At 61.4% G+C, this 16354-nt stretch carries 16 protein-coding genes; 11 read left to right on the forward strand and 5 right to left on the reverse strand.

Annotated elements, in window-relative coordinates; genetic code table 11:
• Positions 1-8 precede the first annotated feature (8 nt).
• Together M3B90_RS07445 and M3B90_RS07450 are read left to right on the forward strand one after the other, a co-directional pair.
• Complete coding sequence (locus tag M3B90_RS07445; protein WP_259889480.1) at positions 9-695, forward strand: amino acid ABC transporter permease; 687 nt, start codon at positions 9-11, stop codon at positions 693-695.
• A complete protein-coding gene (locus M3B90_RS07450) occupies positions 682-1470 on the forward strand; it encodes an amino acid ABC transporter ATP-binding protein (protein WP_311199956.1) in 789 nt (262 codons plus the stop codon). The genes M3B90_RS07445 and M3B90_RS07450 overlap by 14 nt, the downstream gene beginning before the upstream one ends.
• A 47-nt stretch (positions 1471-1517) precedes the next feature.
• Here M3B90_RS07450 and M3B90_RS07455 read toward each other — a convergent pair whose 3' ends face one another.
• On the reverse strand, positions 1518-2078 hold the full coding sequence (locus tag M3B90_RS07455) for a methylated-DNA--[protein]-cysteine S-methyltransferase (RefSeq protein ID WP_259889482.1): 561 nt from the start codon (positions 2076-2078) through the stop codon (positions 1518-1520).
• Between the two features lie 302 nt (positions 2079-2380).
• Here M3B90_RS07455 and dnaK point away from each other — a divergent pair, with 302 nt between their 5' ends.
• From dnaK to M3B90_RS07475, 4 genes are all read left to right on the forward strand, one after another.
• Positions 2381-4243, forward strand: a complete 1863-nt coding sequence (gene dnaK, locus M3B90_RS07460; protein ID WP_259889484.1) for a molecular chaperone DnaK — start codon at positions 2381-2383, stop codon at positions 4241-4243.
• Positions 4240-4890, forward strand: coding sequence for a nucleotide exchange factor GrpE (locus M3B90_RS07465; RefSeq protein ID WP_259889487.1), 651 nt, complete (start codon positions 4240-4242; stop codon positions 4888-4890). The genes dnaK and M3B90_RS07465 overlap by 4 nt, the downstream gene beginning before the upstream one ends.
• 139 nt (positions 4891-5029) lie before the next feature.
• A complete protein-coding gene (locus M3B90_RS07470) occupies positions 5030-6034 on the forward strand; it encodes a DnaJ C-terminal domain-containing protein (RefSeq protein WP_259889490.1) in 1005 nt (334 codons plus the stop codon).
• 32 nt (positions 6035-6066) lie between these two features.
• Positions 6067-6504 carry a heat shock protein transcriptional repressor HspR gene (locus M3B90_RS07475; protein WP_259889492.1) on the forward strand — a complete coding sequence of 146 codons (438 nt, stop codon included), beginning with the start codon at positions 6067-6069 and terminating at the stop codon, positions 6502-6504.
• On the opposite strand, the gene M3B90_RS07480 is transcribed toward M3B90_RS07475, so the two are convergent.
• The 4 genes from M3B90_RS07480 to M3B90_RS07495 all read right to left on the reverse strand — a co-directional run bounded on the left by M3B90_RS07480 (position 6501) and on the right by M3B90_RS07495 (position 11131).
• Positions 6501-7559 (reverse strand): glycosyltransferase family 4 protein, encoded by a 1059-nt coding sequence (locus tag M3B90_RS07480; RefSeq protein ID WP_259889494.1) that lies wholly within the window; start codon positions 7557-7559, stop codon positions 6501-6503. The genes M3B90_RS07475 and M3B90_RS07480 overlap by 4 nt on opposite strands.
• Before the next feature lie 6 nt (positions 7560-7565).
• Positions 7566-8351 (reverse strand): TVP38/TMEM64 family protein, encoded by a 786-nt coding sequence (locus tag M3B90_RS07485; RefSeq protein WP_259889496.1) that lies wholly within the window; start codon positions 8349-8351, stop codon positions 7566-7568.
• Complete coding sequence (locus M3B90_RS07490; protein ID WP_259889498.1) at positions 8348-9646, reverse strand: glycosyltransferase family 4 protein; 1299 nt, start codon at positions 9644-9646, stop codon at positions 8348-8350. The genes M3B90_RS07485 and M3B90_RS07490 overlap by 4 nt, the downstream gene beginning before the upstream one ends.
• Before the next feature lie 231 nt (positions 9647-9877).
• Positions 9878-11131, reverse strand: coding sequence for a carboxylate--amine ligase (locus tag M3B90_RS07495; protein ID WP_259889500.1), 1254 nt, complete (start codon positions 11129-11131; stop codon positions 9878-9880).
• A 184-nt stretch (positions 11132-11315) separates the two neighbouring features.
• On the opposite strand from M3B90_RS07495, the gene M3B90_RS07500 reads away from it, so the two are divergent.
• The 5 genes from M3B90_RS07500 to M3B90_RS07520 all read left to right on the forward strand — a co-directional run bounded on the left by M3B90_RS07500 (position 11316) and on the right by M3B90_RS07520 (position 16346).
• The gene (locus M3B90_RS07500) at positions 11316-11453 is read left to right on the forward strand and encodes a hypothetical protein (RefSeq protein WP_259889503.1); all 138 of its coding nucleotides are present in this window, start codon (positions 11316-11318) and stop codon (positions 11451-11453) included.
• A gap of 16 nt (positions 11454-11469) precedes the next feature.
• On the forward strand, positions 11470-12717 hold the full coding sequence (locus M3B90_RS07505) for an aminopeptidase P family protein (RefSeq protein ID WP_259889505.1): 1248 nt from the start codon (positions 11470-11472) through the stop codon (positions 12715-12717).
• A 117-nt stretch (positions 12718-12834) separates the two neighbouring features.
• Entirely contained in the window at positions 12835-13677 is an 843-nt protein-coding gene (locus M3B90_RS07510; RefSeq protein WP_259889508.1) for a creatininase, read from the forward strand.
• A 38-nt stretch (positions 13678-13715) separates the two neighbouring features.
• Positions 13716-15470, forward strand: a complete 1755-nt coding sequence (locus tag M3B90_RS07515; RefSeq protein ID WP_259889510.1) for a BCCT family transporter — start codon at positions 13716-13718, stop codon at positions 15468-15470.
• Positions 15471-15545: 75 nt separating this feature from the next.
• Complete coding sequence (locus M3B90_RS07520; RefSeq protein ID WP_259889512.1) at positions 15546-16346, forward strand: IclR family transcriptional regulator; 801 nt, start codon at positions 15546-15548, stop codon at positions 16344-16346.
• The last annotated feature ends 8 nt before the right edge of the window (positions 16347-16354 follow it).

The following is a 16354-nucleotide window of genomic DNA, read 5'->3' on the forward strand; positions in this document are numbered from 1 at the left end:
ATTCCCTCGTGAATATTGATTTTTCGCGAGCCCTAGAGGTGTGGGCAGGGGCGATTGGCCCCATGCTCCTCGCGACCCTCAAGGTCACGATTCCGCTCTCGCTCATCGCTTTTGCGATCGCCCTCGTGCTGGCCATCATCACGGCCAGCGCGAGACTTTCGCGTTTCCGTCCGCTCAAGGCGATCGCGTGGCTGTACGTGTGGGTGTTTCGCGGAACGCCTCTGCTCGTGCAGCTCTTCATCGTGTTTTACGGACTACCGAAGCTCGTCCCATCGCTCGTGCTCGACCCGTGGACTGCGGCCGTCGGAACCCTCGCCCTGAACAGTGGGGCCTACGCTTCCGAGGCGGTGCGCGCGTCAATCCTCTCAATCCCGCGCGGTCAGTTCGAGGCGGCGGCGACGCTCGATCTCGATCGCCGCACGACGTTCCTCAGGGTGATTGCCCCGCAGGCTTTCCGCATTGCGCTCCCACCGCTCAGCAATGACTTCATTGACCTCGTGAAGGGCACGAGCCTCGTCTCGACGATTACGCTGCTCGACATGTTCATGGTGGCGCAGCAGCGAGCTGCCGCAACGTTCGAGCCGTTCTACCTCTACGTCCTCGTAGCGGCGATTTACCTTGTTCTTATTTCCGTGTTGAGTCTCGTGCAGGCGTGGCTAGAAAAGAAAGCGAGCGTGTACGTTGAGCGCGACTGAGACCTCTGCTGACCTCAATGCGGGTGAGGCGCGCAGCCCACTGAGGCTGCGCTCGATCACGAAGCGTTTTGGTGCGCTTACCGCACTCGATCACATCGACCTTGACATCGAGCCGGGGCGCACGACCGTTCTGCTCGGCCCCTCGGGCTCGGGTAAATCCACGCTTTTGCGTTCCATCAACCTGCTCGAAAAGCCGGATGAGGGCACGCTTGATTTCGGAAGTGGCCCGATAGACGTGAGCGGCAAGCTTTCGGATCAGAAGGTCCGCGAAATCAGGCGTCACTCGACCATGGTGTTCCAGCAGTTCAACCTGTTTCCGCACCTCACGGCTCTTGAGAACGTGACGCTTGCGCCGATCACGTCGCGCGGGATGTCGAAGGCCCACGCGCGTGAGCTGGGTATTCGCGCCCTCGAGCGCGTGGGGCTTGCGGACAAGATTGACGCCTATCCCGCGCGGCTATCTGGCGGTCAGCAGCAGCGGGTTGCAATTGCCCGCGCTCTTGCGTTGAGTACCGACTATCTCCTGTTCGACGAACCGACGTCTGCGCTTGATCCGGAGCTTGCCGCCGAGGTTATCGCGGTGCTCTCGTCTCTCGCGAGCGAGCACCGCACCCTCGTCGTTGTGACGCATTCGCTCCAGTTTGCGCGAAGCGTTGCCGACCGCGTCGTGTTTCTTGAGGAAGGAAAGATCCTCTTCGACGGCGATCCCGAACACTTCTTCAACTCTGAGGATGAGCGCCTCAAGCGTTTTGTGAGCGTCGTGGGGTCCGTCTAGGAGTTCGAAACGGTAGGGGAGAGGCCGACGGTTGCCATTTCGCGGCGTCACGCACGTGGCGCGTCGCCCTCCTCGAGTGCGAGCAGGAAACGCTTTTTCTCGATCCCGCCGCTATAGCCGCCGAGGCTGCCGTCGGATTTTATGACTCTGTGGCACGGGACCACGATCGGGAGGGGATTTGTGCCGCACGCCGTGCCCACTGCGCGCACCGCTTTGGGGTTGCCGGCGCGCTCTGCGATCCACCTGTAGCTTTGCTGCTCGCCGAAGCCGATCTGTTCGATTGCCTCATGCACCGTGCGGCGAAACCCCTGGGAAAGGGAGCGGTCGAGCGGGAAGCTGAAGGTCCGACGGTTGCCGTCGAGAAAGTCGAGGATCTGATCCTTAGCCGCGCTAAGCACCTCGTGGGGCTCGAATGCGGGTGCCTGAGCTGAGGCGTGCGCGGCTTTGCAAAGCTGGGCTTCGGTGAGGGCTTTGGTGGCCGTGACGTCGTCACTATCGAAGGCGATCCGCACGAGGCCTCGCTCGGTTGCGGCGAGCGTGAGCGCCCCGAGCGGGGAGGCGATTTCCGTGAATTCGAGCGTGAGCGGAGCTGCGCAGTGGGTGGGCATGGCCGTATCTTTCTGGTGCTCGAAGGTGGGTGAAGCTGCTGTGGTGATTGTGACACGTGTGCCTTGGAACCCTTTTATGGGCGCAAGTGCGCACAAAATGTGACGTGAGGCATATGTAGAAATCTGTGGAATAAGCTCGCCAGTAGAAGAGTTGAGCCTAATGAACTCAAGTTGAGTGATACGTCGATTGACAACCCAACTTCGGGGAGCGTTGACTAATCGCGTTCTTGAGCACAGCCAAGTTGATAGCGGTGCGGCCACCACAGGAATCCACCGGTCGCACACGCGGAAGGAGAACACTTATGTCACAGGCAGTAGGAATCGACCTCGGCACCACCAACTCTGTTGTCGCCGTTCTCGAAGGTGGCGAACCCACCGTTATCGCGAACGCCGAAGGCGCTCGCACGACCCCCTCGGTTGTGGCCTTCTCGAAGTCCGGCGAAGTCCTCGTCGGTGAAGTCGCCAAGCGCCAGGCCGCGACCAACGTTGACCGTACGTATTCGTCTGTCAAGCGCCACATGGGCACCGACTGGACGACCGAAGTTGACGACAAGAAATACACCCCGCAGGAGATCTCGGCCCGAACCCTCGGCAAGCTCAAGCGCGATGCTGAGTCCTACCTCGGCCAGACCGTGACCGACGCGGTCATCACCGTCCCCGCCTACTTCAACGACGCGGAACGCCAGGCCACGAAGGACGCCGGCCAGATCGCGGGCCTCAACGTCCTGCGCATCATCAACGAGCCCACCGCCGCCGCTCTCGCGTACGGTCTCGAAAAGGGTAAGGACGACGAGCGCATCCTCGTGTTCGACCTCGGTGGCGGTACGTTCGACGTCTCCCTCCTCGAGATCTCGAAGGATGAGGACGGCTCGGCTATCCAGGTCGTCGCGACCGCGGGCGACAACCGCCTCGGCGGTGACGATTGGGACCAGCGCATCGTTGACTACCTCGTGGGCCAGGTCAAGAACAAGGACGGTGTGGACCTCTCGAAGGACCGCATCGCGCTTCACCGCCTCAAGGAAGCCGCTGAGCAGGCGAAGAAGGAGCTCTCGAGCTCGACTTCGACCAACATCTCGCTTCAGTACCTCTCGATGAGCGAAAACGGCCCGATCCACCTCGACGAGAAGCTCACACGCTCGCACTTCGAAGAGCTCACAAGCGATCTTCTCGAGCGTACGAAGGCGCCGTTCCACCAGGTCATCAAAGATGCCGACGTCTCGGTCTCCGACATCGACCACGTCATCCTCGTGGGTGGCTCGACCCGTATGCCGGCCGTGACCGAGGTTGTCACCTCGCTCACCGGCAAGGAGCCCAACAAGGGCGTCAACCCCGACGAGGTCGTGGCATACGGCGCTGCGCTCCAGGCCGCCGTGATCAAGGGCGACCGCAAGGACGTGCTCCTCATGGACGTCACGCCGCTCTCGCTCGGCATCGAAACCAAGGGCGGGCTCATGACCAAACTCATCGAGCGCAACTCGGCGATCCCGACCAAGACCTCCGAGGTCTTCTCGACCGCTGACGACAACCAGCCCTCGGTCGCCATTCAGGTGTACCAGGGTGAGCGTCAGTTCACGCGTGACAACAAGCTGCTCGGCACCTTCGAGCTCTCCGGAATCGCACCGGCACCCGCCGGCATGCCGCAGATCGAAGTGACCTTCGACATCGACTCCAACGGCATCGTGAACGTGTCCGCGAAGGACCGCGGCACCGGTAACGAGCAGTCGATTCAGATCACGGGCGGCTCGGGTCTCTCGGACGAAGAGATCGACCGCATGGTGAAGGACGCCGAGGCGCACGCCGCCGAGGATGCGGAGCGTCGCAAGAACGCCGACGCCCGCAACACCCTCGAGCAGCTCACCTACCAGGGCGACAAGCTCCTCAAGGACAACGGTGACAAGGTTCCGGATGCCGACAAGACCGCGGTCGAAGACGCGATCAAGGAAGCCAAGGAACTGCTCGCCAAAGAAGACGCTTCGACGAGCGACCTCGAATCGGCACGCGAAACCCTGAGCGAGAAGCTCCAGGCGATCGGCACCGCGATCTACTCGGCCGCACAGGCTGAGCAGGAAGCAGGCGCCGCGGGAGCCGAGAACGCCGACGCGGGCTCGAGCGAAGACGACGATGTCGTCGACGCTGAGATCGTTGACGACGAGGACGACAAGTGAGCGAGAACGACAAACCGTTCACGTTCACCGATAAGCGCACGTCCACGAAAGGCGAGGAGCCAGAAATGAACGAGCAGCACGATGGCGGCGCGCCGGAGGAAGCCTCGGCGCCCGCCACGGACACCCCCGAAAACGCCGAGACCCCTGCGAGCGGTGAAGAGGTCGACGATCTCTCCGCCGAAGCGGGAGCCCTCTACGACGGCGCGGTCGCTGAGACCGAAGCGCTCAAGGCGAAGGTCACCGAGCTCGAAGAGCAGCTCAAGCGCGACCAGGCCGAGTACGTGAACTCGCGTAGGCGCATCGAACAGAGCGCCGTCGTGGGCCAGCAGCAGGCCGTCGCGAAGGTTCTCACCTCGCTCTTGAGCGTGCTCGACGACATCGAGCTTGCTCGCCAGCACGGCGACATCACCGAGGGCACACCGTTCGCGTCGATCACGACGAAGCTCGAGGAAGCGCTCGGCGCGCACGGCCTCACGCGTTTCGGTGAGAAAGGCGAGGAGTTCGACCCCGAGAAGCACGAGGCGCTCATGCACTCGAGCAGCGAGGAGGCCGAAAAAACGAGCCTCGACGTCATCATGCAGCCCGGCTACATGATGGGTGAGCGCGTCCTGCGCCCGGCACGCGTGGGAACCGTCGGCCCGAATTAACGCGAGGTAAGCGTCGGCCCCAAAGCGTGCCCACCCGGGTGCGTGCGGAAGTCCGACGCTTCCCTCCATACCGCGAGGCGGCGGGAACACCAACCCGCCGCCTCGCTCCATTGATCACGACTTTTCACGAGGAGACACCATGAGCCAGCAAGAGTGGCTGAGCAAGGATTTCTATAAGATCCTCGGCGTCTCCCAGGACGCCTCCGCAGCAGAGATTAAGAAGGCCTATCGCAAGAAGGCGAAGGAGCTGCATCCGGACAGGCATCCCGGGGATGCCAAAGCAGAAGAGCGCTTCAAGGAAGTAGGCGAGGCCTACTCGATCCTGAACGACGCTGAGCAGCGCAAGCAATACGACGCGATCCGCGCGATGGGCGCGGGCGGCGCTCGATTCGCCTCGGGGCCCGGAGGTGCCTCGAGCGGCGGATTCGAGGACCTCTTCGGTGCCTTTACCGGCGGCGGAGGCTTCGGCGGTGGCGCGGGCGGTGTCAATATCGAGGACATCATGGGGATGTTCGGCGGTGGCGGCTTTAGCGGCGCCAGTGGCGCGGGCCGTGCTGGGTTCTCACCCAATGGCGGCTTCGGTCGCCAAGCACCTCAAAAGGGTGCGGATGTCACCGCGAGCGTGAAGCTGAGCTTCCGCGACGCCGTGCTCGGGACCGAGGTGTCGTTCAGCGCGGCTGGGCGGAACATCACGACGCGCATCCCCGCGGGCGTGCACGACGGGCAAAAGATCCGCCTCAGGGGCAAAGGGCAGGCGTCGGCGAGTGGTGGTGCTCCCGGCGACCTCATGCTGACCGCCCACGTTGCACCCCACCCGCTCTACACCATGGATGGGGCCAACCTTCGCGTTGAAATTCCCATCACCGCCTCGGAGGCAGCATTCGGTGCGAAGGTGCGGGTGCCGCTTCTCGAAGGTGGGCACGTGACCATGAAGGTTCCCGCGGGCACTCCTGCGGGGCGTACCCTCCGCGCAAAGGGGAAGGGCGTGCGCACGAAGAAGGGCGAGGGCGATCTACTCGTCACTCTCACGATCGCGCTACCCAATACGCTGGACGAGAATGCCGAAAAGGCGCTTCGCGACTTTGCCGAGGCCACGAGTGACTTCAATCCCCGGGCAGATCTTGCGGAGCTTGCCGCCAAGTAACTGCAGATGGTTCGACGACGAGAGGAGGAGACATGGCGCAGTCACGATTCGATGAACACGCGGGCGTCTTCGTCATCTCGGTCGCGGCCGAACTCACGGGCATGCACCCGCAGACCCTGCGCACCTACGACCGCCTCGGGATCGTCTCGCCACAGCGAACCCGAGGGCGGGGGAGGCGCTATAGCGCGTGGAATATTGCGCAGCTTCGGCAAGTTCAGGCGCTCTCTCAGGAAGAAGGCATCAACCTTGCGGGCATTAAGCGCATCCTCGAGCTGCAAAACGAGGTCGAGAGGCTTCGCGCCGAACTCGACGAGGTGACAGAGGAGCGCGATGAACAGCGCCGCCGCGATAGCCGCATCTTCGCGACTTCGCAAACTGGCGAGGTCGAGGCGATTCGCCGCGGCCAAAGGCCGAGGCGTCGCCAGGCGGGAGCGCTCGTCGTGTGGAGGCCGGGAGGCGCCTCTCGCTAGCGCTTGAGGAGGCCCCTGTAGAACTCTCGCCACTGCTGTGCGACTGACCCCCGAGAATACCGAGCGGCGCCCTCGCGTGCAGCTTCCCGTGCCTTCGCGTATGCGTCTCGGGAGTCCTTGAGCCTCGTGAGTGCCTTGACGAAACCGTCGATCTCGCCCCGACCCGCCTGGACCCTCGTCGCATGGTCGAAAAGCACACCCTCGTAGTACACGAGATCGCGCACGACGATCGGGGTGTCGGTCGCCATGGCCTCGAGGATTGTCATGGGGAAAAGCTCTTCATAGCTCGGCAAAAAGAAGGCATCGGCAGCATTGAAGCACTCATTCATCTCCTCGCGAGGGACGAGCCCGATGAGCTTGACGTTCGCGGGGAGATTCTCCTTAGCTTTCTTGATCTGCTCGTAGCCGCTCGTGATGCGCCCAAACGAGAAATCGCCCGCCCACACGAAGAGCGCCTCGGGCATCACGCGCGCGACCTCGAGCAGGTCGAAGAAACCCTTGCGGGTTTGCAATTGCCCAGCACACATGACGACGAAGCGGCCTTCTTCCGCACCCCATGAGCGGCGTCGGCGCCCAGTTTTCTCGTCGCGGTCGAGGGGATGGAATTGCTCTTCGGAGACGAAATTGGGAATGAACGTAATCGTGGAGGGATCGAAGCCGTACTGGTTTTCGAGTGCCGTGATGAACCACGGGTTGACCGTCACGAGTGCATCAGCTGCGCGGTAGAAATTGAGCATGTAGCGGTAAAACGCCCAGCGCGCAGGCTTCGGCATCGCGATCGAGTCGTCGACAGTTTCAGGGATGAAATGGACGTGGGCGAGGGTTGCTCCGTGTCGCTTCGCGAACGGAATCGCGGCCCGGTATTCGGGGTTGATCGAATGGAAGTGGTTGATGTCGCCGAAGTTGCCGAGTCGCGCGCGAGGAAGAACATCGAACTCATTGCCGAGCTCGGCGCTTATGAGCGCCACTTGCTCGAGATAGGCGCTTCCCACGCCCTGGCCCGCGACGGAATCAGCTTTGGAGAACGCATGAATGCTGGGTTTGGTGATAGACATGCGCGTTTACCAGGGAAGGAATCGCGTGACGAGGGCGCTAATGCCCAGGCCATACGCGACAAGGGTGGGAATCTTCCCGAGCAGGATGATCCACGTGTACGTTGAGAACTTCATCTTCGTGGTTCCCGCCAGGTAGCACAGGAGGTCGTCGGGGGCGATGGGGAGCACGATCGCGGCGGCGAAGGCCGTGGTAAAGCCAGGCTTGCGCGTCCAGCCAAGATACTTCTCGATCGTTTTCTCGCTGAACATCGCCTCGATAAGGGCCATGCCCACCTGGCGCGCCACAATAAAGTTCGTGATCGAGCCCGCGCACACCGCGATCCAGTTGTAGATCGTGCCTTCAATCGGCCCGAATAACACGGGCGCGGCGATGACGAGAAGGCCGGCGGGAATGATGGGGAACATGACCGAGGCGAAACTTGCAGCCATGAAACCGAGCGGGCCCCAAATGCCGAGCGAGTCGATATACGCCTGGAGGGATTCAAGCGATTCAAGAGTGCCGGTATGGATACCCCACGCGACGAGCGCAATCGAAAAGGCGAGGCCCACGAATGGCATGACCTTGACCGCGATCTGAATGGCCTTCTTATGGGCCGTGACGCGTTCGGCTGCGTGCTCACCGAAGCGTGAATGGTGGGGTTCGTTCGCGGCTCCATCCTCGCGGCGTTCGACCGCCGGTGCGGAGTTGGTCCTTGACCGCTCAGTCGGTGTAAACGGGATCTTTTCGGCCCCCGGGAATGCGGGAGAGGAGGTCGTGGGGGGCGTGGTCGTGGTGTCCTCGTGTGCACTCATGCGGCCAGGCGCTCTTCTCCGGTGCTCGTGGGGCGGGGCTTTGGTGCTGAAGCCTCGTGGTGGGTGGAAATCTTCAAGGACAGCGGGGTGCGGCGGCGCCCGGTTCCGACGCTTGCAAGCACTTGTTCGTAGACCTCTTTTGCCGATTGGCCAAAGGCATCAGCCGAGAAAACCTTGGCGGCGCGATCAGTAGCGCAGGCTGCCATGCGCGCGCGCAACGCATCATCCTCGAGGATGTCGGCGAGGCGCGCGGCGAACTGAGCCGAGTTCTCGTAGGTGTAACCCGTTTTGCCCTCGAGGATCACGCCCTCGAGGGAATCATCCTTGCGGCACAGGAGCGGAACGCCGCACGCCATGGCTTCAATGAACGTGAGGCCCTGAGTTTCGCTAAGCGATGCGGAGACGAAAAGATCCGCCACGCGGTAGTAGTCGGCGACTTCCTCGGGCGGGCGAAAACCGGCAAAGCGCACCATATCCCTGATGCCAAGGTGATCCACGAGATCTTCGAGCTCATTGCGCAGGGGGCCATCGCCCACGAGAACGAACACGGTGTTCGCGGGGCGCGCTTTTGCGAGGTGGCGAAGAACATCGTCCACGCTCTTTTCTTTTGCGAGGCGGCACACCGATACGAGAATTTTTGTGTCCGAGGCGATCCCAAGTTCACGGCGTATTTCGCGACTGCGTTCAAGGTCGGCGCGCGAGTGAGCGGCGCGGAAGCGAGAAAGATCAAGACCGGTGGGGATCACGGCGATGGGCTGCGTCACTCCGTAGCCGCGCAGAAGCCTTTCCACCTTGGCCGTCGGAGTGATAACCGCACTCACCTGCTCGCAGAACTTCTTCGAGAAGGCCGTGATCATTTTCTTGCCCATGGTCTTCGTAGGCGCGTAGTAGTGGGTGTAGTCCTCGTAAATCGTGTGATACGTGTGCACGATCGGGATGCGCAGGGCCTTGGCGATCGTGCGGGCCCACAGGAAGGTCGAGAACTCGCACTGTGAGTGAATGACATCCGGGTGCCACTGCTCAATTTCGCGGCGGATTCTCCGGTTTGGGAGTACCGAGATGCGAGCATGGTCGTAGAACATCGAGGCATTGAGAGAAGCGAGGCGGTAGACGCCATCGCGCGAGGACGACCTGAGGGACTCGGCGAGGGTCAAGACGCGCACGTCGCAACCGAGCATTTCGAGTTGCTTCTTGAGCGTGAGAACGCTAGTGACGACCCCATTGACAACCGGCTCATACCAGTCGGTTGTAATCAGGACCTTGAGAGGCTCTCGATCACTTCTGTGCATCATCATGTCTCCATCGTGAGTCGCGGAGGCCTGTGGGCACATCGGCCTTGAGGATCGACTCGATCATCCTCGAGACTGAGAAACCATACCCGCGGGGCTGAAGTCTCGCTCCTGAGCGATGCTCGAAACCCGCAGGGTGCGGATGCGCGGCCACAACACTTCGCCCTTCGAGACTATGTGCCGCGTGGGGGAGTGCGGCGAACGCCACCCCGGAGTTTTCCCGGAAAAGCCCCGGGGTTAGAAACCGTTTGCCGAAGGGCGCGGGTAGTGCTGAGCGAATTTCTTGACTTGATTGAGGAGCGCGAGGGCCACATAAGCGCGGCGCCGCGAGCCTTCCACCGGCGATGCAAGGGGGTTAGTGCGCCTCGAGCGTGGAATTTGACGAACGCGAGACTTCAGTACGGGGTCGATGATGTATCGCATCAAGAGAGGGCGGGGAACGACCGAGTAAAGAATGCCGCTATCGGCCTCGAGTCGCGGGAGTCGCGCGTGATCGACCGTATCGGTGACGATGGCTTTCGCGACGTTGGCACCGGCGGCGGTCATGTAGTAGTTATTTCGCCCGATGCGGGGGTTCACTTCGAAAAATTTGCCAGTCCCATCGCGCGGGTCAACTTTGATGTCGAAGTTAGCGAAGCCTCGGTAGCCGCTTGTGGAAAGAAAACTGACGGCGTGGTCGAAGAGATCTCCAAGATCGGCAGTCACCATTGCGCACGGGTTTCCTAGTGCCCCCGGTGTGTGCTCCTCAAGGAGCACCTGGGCTCCACCGAGAAGTGTGACTTCTCCAGTGGAATCCACGTACGCCGTCACCGATCGCATGCACGTGTCGTCGCCGGGAATCATTTCTTGAACGACGAACCGATCGTTGAAGCCCGCGTTATCGAGTGTGCGAACGAGCTCTTCGAGCTCGCTCAAGGCTTTGAGTGAGTAGACCTTTCGCTTGCCTTCAAAGTGGAGGTGCGCATATGCGGCGGATGAGGCAGTCTTCGCAACGATGGGAAACTCGAACGGGATCTCGGGAATGACGGGAGTGCCGTCACTCCCTCGGTGCTCCGGTCGAAAATCGATCGTGAGCGTTCGAGGAGTGGGAATCGATGCGGTAGCGCACAGCTTTGCAAACTCAGCCTTATCCGACACCTGCTCCATCACCTCCGCCGTCAGGGTGGGAAGGATGTACCACTTCTCGAGAAGCGAACGGTTGTCGTTGAGCAATTTGACGAGCCAGTCCGCATTTGGGAGGACGAGAATCGGCAAATCGGGTTTGGTGGCCTTTTTCTCCTTGCCCACGCGAATGAGCTCCGCAAGGAGATCTGCTTCAGTCCCCTCGGCCCCCACGGGGCGGTTCTCGAGAATGCGGGAATGTGCAACCGGGCCGGCGATCACGCGCGAAACCACGGTTGACGTGACCGCATATTCCTCGTGGAAGGCCCTTGCGAGCCCATAGATCCCGATATCGCCCCCGAGGAGGACTACGTCAAAGTGTGGTGTCACGTGGGACTCCTGGTCGTTCGTTGTCGGCAGTGATGCATGGACCGAGCCAGTTTAGTGGAGCGTTTTGTGCGGCTCTCAATTTTGTTCGTCGAAAGTGTCTGGAGCATGTCAGTGACATTTTCAGAGAACAGGTGCATACTGGTAATGCAACAGGGTTGCCGAGAATGCAACCGAGGATGCAACTATGCAAGTTGTGTACTCGATGCTCCTCGTGCCGCAGCCGGGATGTCCGGCCGCACCGATCGCGCGATGCTCAGCGCAGCCCATCCGCGCGATCGCCCCTACGCAGCGCTGCGTACCGATCCGCGAAAACCTCGCGTGAGCCAAAGGAGAAATCCATGACTGAGAAGCCCGCTACCTCCGTATCCGAACTCGAAGCTCTCAAGACCATCCAGAACGGCGAAAAGCAGAAGCTCACCTTCTCCGATGCCGAAATGGAGCGCCGGATCAACGGCCTTCGCGACATCATGGCGGTAAAAGACCTTGACGCCGTTGTTCTCACGAGCTTCCACGGCATCAAGTACTACTCCGACTTCCTCTTCACGTACTTCGGGCGCCACTACGCCTTCGTCGTGACGCAGGAAAGCACGTGCACGATTTCCGCAAACATAGACGCGGGGATGCCGTGGCGCACGAGCTACGGCGACAACATCGTGTATACCGACTGGAACCGTGACAACTACTACGAAGGCATCCGGGAAGCTTTGCGCCGCGCGGGCGTCACCGCAAAGCGCGTTGGCGTCGAGGACGATTCGCTTCCCACCCTTCTTCGTGGCCGTCTCGAAAACGCTCTGAACGGCGCGGAGCTTGTTGATATCTCGCTCGAGTCGATGCGACAGCGAATGGTCAAGAGTGCCGAGGAGATTGAGGTCATCAAGCACGGTGCACGTATCGCAGATCTCGGCGGCGACGCGATCCGCGAGGCCATCCGACCAGGCGTCACCGAATACGAAGTTGCGCTCGCGGGCACCGAGGCGATGGTGCATGAAATCGCGAAGACCTTCCCGCACCGCGAGGTGCGCGATACGTGGGTGTGGTTCCAGTCGGGGATCAATACCGATGGTGCGCACAACTGGCCGACAACCCGCAAGCTCGAGGCTGGCGACATCCTCTCGCTTAACTGCTTCCCGATGACGTCGGGCTACTACACCGCTCTCGAGCGCACCCTCTTCGTGGGAGAGCCGAGCCCCGAGGCTCGTCGCTACTGGGACATTAACGTTGAAGTTCATGAGGCGGGCCTCGAGCTCATCAAGCCGGGTGCGGTATGTAAAGACATCGCTGCCGAACTCAACAAGATCTATGTCGATTACGGACTTCTTCCGAACCGTACGTTCGGCTACGGCCACTCGTTTGGCGTGCTTTCGCACTACTACGGTCGTGAGGCGGGTCTCGAGCTTCGCGAGGACATCGAGACCGTGATCGAGCCCGGCATGGTCGTTTCTATGGAACCCATGATCACGATTCCGGAAGGCCAGCCGGGCGCTGGCGGCTACCGTGAGCACGACATCGTCGTGGTGGGTGAGGACTCGACGGAGGACATCACGAAGTTCCCGTACGGCCCGGACAAGAACATCATCCCGGCCTGAGGTCTCGCATTGTGAGCAACACGCGGCGCGGCAACCGCCTGGAGGTCGCGCCGCCTAGGCTCTTTTCGTCAGTTGTGCTCGAAACTCTTTGTCCCTCCCCGTCACCAGGAGCTGACCGTGGTAATCGACCCGACTATCTTCGACGCTGCCGTTTCCCCGAATCCCGAACGAGACCTCCCCGTCACTGCAGCACCCGATTACGCTTCGTGGTGCGAAAAGCGTTCCGTCGTTCTCATCCCCGTGGGCGCCCTCGAACAGCACGGCCCGCATATGCCTCTTGGAACCGATGCGCTCCTCTCGCACGCCGTGGCGCGCGGGGCATGCGACCTCACGAACGCCAAAGCCAATACTGAAAATGGTTCGGTCAAGGTCGCGCAGCCTTTCGTCTACGGCTACAAATCGCAGCAGAAATCCGGCGGCGGTCATCACCTACCGGGCACGATTAGCCTCGATGCCCAGACCCTCACGAGCTACGCGCGCGACATTACGCGCGGCTTTCTCGCGCAGGGCGTGAGCAGCGTCGTCTTCGTGAATGGTCACTATGAGAACTACCAATTTCTCTACGAAGGCGTGGACCTCGCATTGCGAGATCTCGGGATCTCTGAGAGAAGTACGCAAAACGTGCTTTTGCTGAGCTACTGGGACTACGTGGACGAGGCGACGCTCGCGAAGGTTTATCCCGACGGTTTCCCCGGATGGGACATCGAACACGGTGGTGTCCTCGAAACCGCCCTCATGATGCGCCTGTACCCGAGCGTCGTGAATGAAGCTGCGATGGTCGACCACCCCGCGGCTGATCTTCCGCGTTTCGATCGGCTCCCCGCGGTCCCCGAACGCACACCCGCAACGGGCTGCCTCTCGTCGCCGCGAGGAGCGAGCCGCGAAAAAGGGGAGTGGCTCTTTAGCGCCGCGGCTTCCGCGATTGCCTCCGATCTGCTCCACGAATTGAACCTCACCTAAGGGCACGCAAGCGCCCGCCCTCAACGAAGGATAGAACTATGCCCCGACCGAGAAAGCCCGAACCGGATCAGGCAGGGCCCGAGCATAAGCTCGACGAACCGAGTACACAGACCACCGAGGTGCAGTTGCCTCGCTTCCGAGGTTCGATCATTCCCCCGATCGATTCGCTCATCATCAAGGCGCTCCCTCCCATCCTGATCGTGTGCGTCGTGATCGCAGTCGTCGTGAATCCGGGCGGCACCGCGAAAGTCATTGACGGGCTGCGCACGCACATCACCGGGGGCTGGACCTGGTACTTCGTCGCCTACTCGGTGCTCGCGGTCGCACTGTGCGTGTGGCTGACGTTCTCCAAACTCGGCAAGGTGCGCCTCGGCGGCCCGAAGGCGAAGCCCGAGCATTCGGCTTTCGCGTGGTACTCGATGCTCTTTGCATGCGGTCAGGGCATCGGCCTCATCTTCTGGTCGCTCGCGCAGCCCATCATGATGAAGGAGGATTCGGCGATCCTCCCGATCACGGGCAACCCGGGCGAGAGTGGCATTGTGTGGACGTACTTCCACTGGGGCTTCACGGCGTGGGCGATCTACGGCGGTATTGCCGCGTGTCTCGCGTATTCACACCACAACCTTGGCAAGACCCTCACCTTCAGGGAAGCAACCGTCGATATTCTTCCCAAGCCGGCCCAGCGCCCCGCGGGTGTCGTGATCGAGATGCTCGCGATCGTCGCGACCGTGCTTGGTCTCGCGACGAGCTTCTCGTTCGCCGCCATCCAGTTCTCCTCGGGCCTCAGCTCGCTCACGAGCCTCGAAAGCGGGAACACGGTGTGGCTCGTCGTCATCGCCGTGTTCGCGGTGTTCGCGGCGTTTTCGGCCTTCATGGGCGTGGACAAAGGCATGAAGCGCATCTCTGAAGTCAACACGATTCTCTCGGTCGTTCTCGTGCTCGGCGTACTTCTTTTCGGCCCCACGGTCTACATCCTCTCGAATCTCGTACAGACCTCGGGAAGCTTCATCAACAATTTCCTCTCCATGAGCTTCTTTACGGCGCCCGAGCTCACGATGACTCCGATTAATAACTGGCAAGACAGCTGGAACGGTTGGTGGACCGTGTTCATCTGGTGCTGGGTGATCGCGTTCAGCCCCTTCGTTGCGGGCTTCATCGCGCGCATTTCGCGCGGCCGCACGATTCGCGAGTTCGTCGTGGGCGTCACGATCGTGCCCTCGATCATCGTTATGATCTGGGTGGGCATCATTGCCTCGGCAGGCATGTTCTACGACGAAAAGAGCGGCGGTGCCGTCACGAAAGCCGTGGGTATCGATAACGCCGCGGGCCTCTTCGAGATGCTCGGCATGATCCCCTACATCGGCACGATCCTCATCATCGTGGCGACCGTTCTCGTGGGCACCTACTATGTAACGTCGCTCGATTCCGGCACGTATGCGCTCGCCGAGTTTGTGAATGCGCCAAAGAAGGCAAGCAGTGCTTTCAGGGTCGTGCTCGTGGTGTCGATCGCCGTCGTCGCGATCGTGCTGCTCTCTCTCGGCTCCGATTCGGTCGTGGATACGGTCCAGACGGGCACGATCATTGGCGCCTTCCCGTTCTCGTTCGTCGTGTTGCTCATGATCATTAACCTGTTCAGGCGCCTGCGTCATCGCGACCGCGAAACGCGTCTACTCGAGCGCGAGGTGAATGACCCCGAGGTTCGGCCGGAGGACTTCACGGTCGACGAACACGGTCTTCCGCTACCGCCGGAAGAGATCCCCGATAACATTCCGGGCCTTCCCGAGAAGGAATAACGCTCGTCACAGTATCGGCGAAGGGCCCCCGCTTTGTGCGGGGGCCCCACGCGTGATGATTAGCATGGAGCCGTCATGACGAAAGAGACCACAAATAGGGCGCCTCAAGCACCGCGCTCAAACTCCACCATTTCGACCGTCGCGGCGATCCTTCGCTGCTTCACCGTCAACGAGCCCGAATGCGGCGTCACCGACATTGCCGATGCCGTCGGACTCCACAAATCAAGCGTTTCTCGCACCCTTCGCACGCTCGAAGCCGAGCGTATGGTCTCCCAGAACCCCGAGACCAAAAAATACCGGTTGAGCTGGGGGTTGCTCTCGATCGTTGGGCCACTTCTCTCGCATCTTGATTTGCGCTCTCTCGCGTACCCGATCATGAAGGACCTCGTTGCCGATACTGGCGAAACCGTGTCCCTGTGCGTTTTCGATGGCGTGGAGGCGATCGTGGTCGAACAGGTGCAGGGTACCCAGATGATCCGCCACGTGACCCCGATCGGCACGCGCTACCTCTCGCTCGAGCACGCGACCGTGCGCGTTTTTCATGCGTGGCGCGGGGGAGAGGCTGGCCTCAAAACCGAAGGGATCCGGGAGGCCCAGCCCGAAGCGATTGGTTGGGATGAGGAGCGCTACGAGCAGACGCTCGAGGAGATCCGCGAAAGTCTCGTCGCGGTCAATGACCGCGACTCGAACAACGATGAGATCGGCATCGCGAGCCCCATTTTTGATCACAGGGGCGGAATCGTCGGGGCTCTCCTTCTCGCTGCACCGGCATTTCGCACGCCGCGCGAGCGCATCGACGTGCTCGCGCCCGCTGTACGCGCGGCCGCTGAGAAAGCCGGTCGAGTTATGGGATTTACGCCCGAAAACTTCCGTTAACGAAGCGG

The organism is Dermabacter sp. p3-SID358, assembly GCF_025147465.1.
Lineage (GTDB): Bacteria > Actinomycetota > Actinomycetes > Actinomycetales > Dermabacteraceae > Dermabacter.

What these genes read in the sequence shown, in the direction of transcription:
- M3B90_RS07455 (WP_259889482.1), bottom strand. Translation starts at nt 2,078, where the DNA reads ATGCCCACCCACTGCGCAGCTCCGCTCACGCTCGAATTCACGGAAATC.
- dnaK (WP_259889484.1), top strand. Translation starts at nt 2,381, where the DNA reads ATGTCACAGGCAGTAGGAATCGACCTCGGCACCACCAACTCTGTTGTC.
- M3B90_RS07470 (WP_259889490.1), top strand. Translation starts at nt 5,030, where the DNA reads ATGAGCCAGCAAGAGTGGCTGAGCAAGGATTTCTATAAGATCCTCGGC.
- M3B90_RS07475 (WP_259889492.1), top strand. Translation starts at nt 6,067, where the DNA reads ATGGCGCAGTCACGATTCGATGAACACGCGGGCGTCTTCGTCATCTCG.
- M3B90_RS07480 (WP_259889494.1), bottom strand. Translation starts at nt 7,559, where the DNA reads ATGTCTATCACCAAACCCAGCATTCATGCGTTCTCCAAAGCTGATTCC.
- M3B90_RS07485 (WP_259889496.1), bottom strand. Translation starts at nt 8,351, where the DNA reads ATGAGTGCACACGAGGACACCACGACCACGCCCCCCACGACCTCCTCT.
- M3B90_RS07490 (WP_259889498.1), bottom strand. Translation starts at nt 9,646, where the DNA reads ATGATGATGCACAGAAGTGATCGAGAGCCTCTCAAGGTCCTGATTACA.
- M3B90_RS07500 (WP_259889503.1), top strand. Translation starts at nt 11,316, where the DNA reads ATGCAAGTTGTGTACTCGATGCTCCTCGTGCCGCAGCCGGGATGTCCG.
- M3B90_RS07505 (WP_259889505.1), top strand. Translation starts at nt 11,470, where the DNA reads ATGACTGAGAAGCCCGCTACCTCCGTATCCGAACTCGAAGCTCTCAAG.
- M3B90_RS07515 (WP_259889510.1), top strand. Translation starts at nt 13,716, where the DNA reads ATGCCCCGACCGAGAAAGCCCGAACCGGATCAGGCAGGGCCCGAGCAT.
- M3B90_RS07520 (WP_259889512.1), top strand. Translation starts at nt 15,546, where the DNA reads ATGACGAAAGAGACCACAAATAGGGCGCCTCAAGCACCGCGCTCAAAC.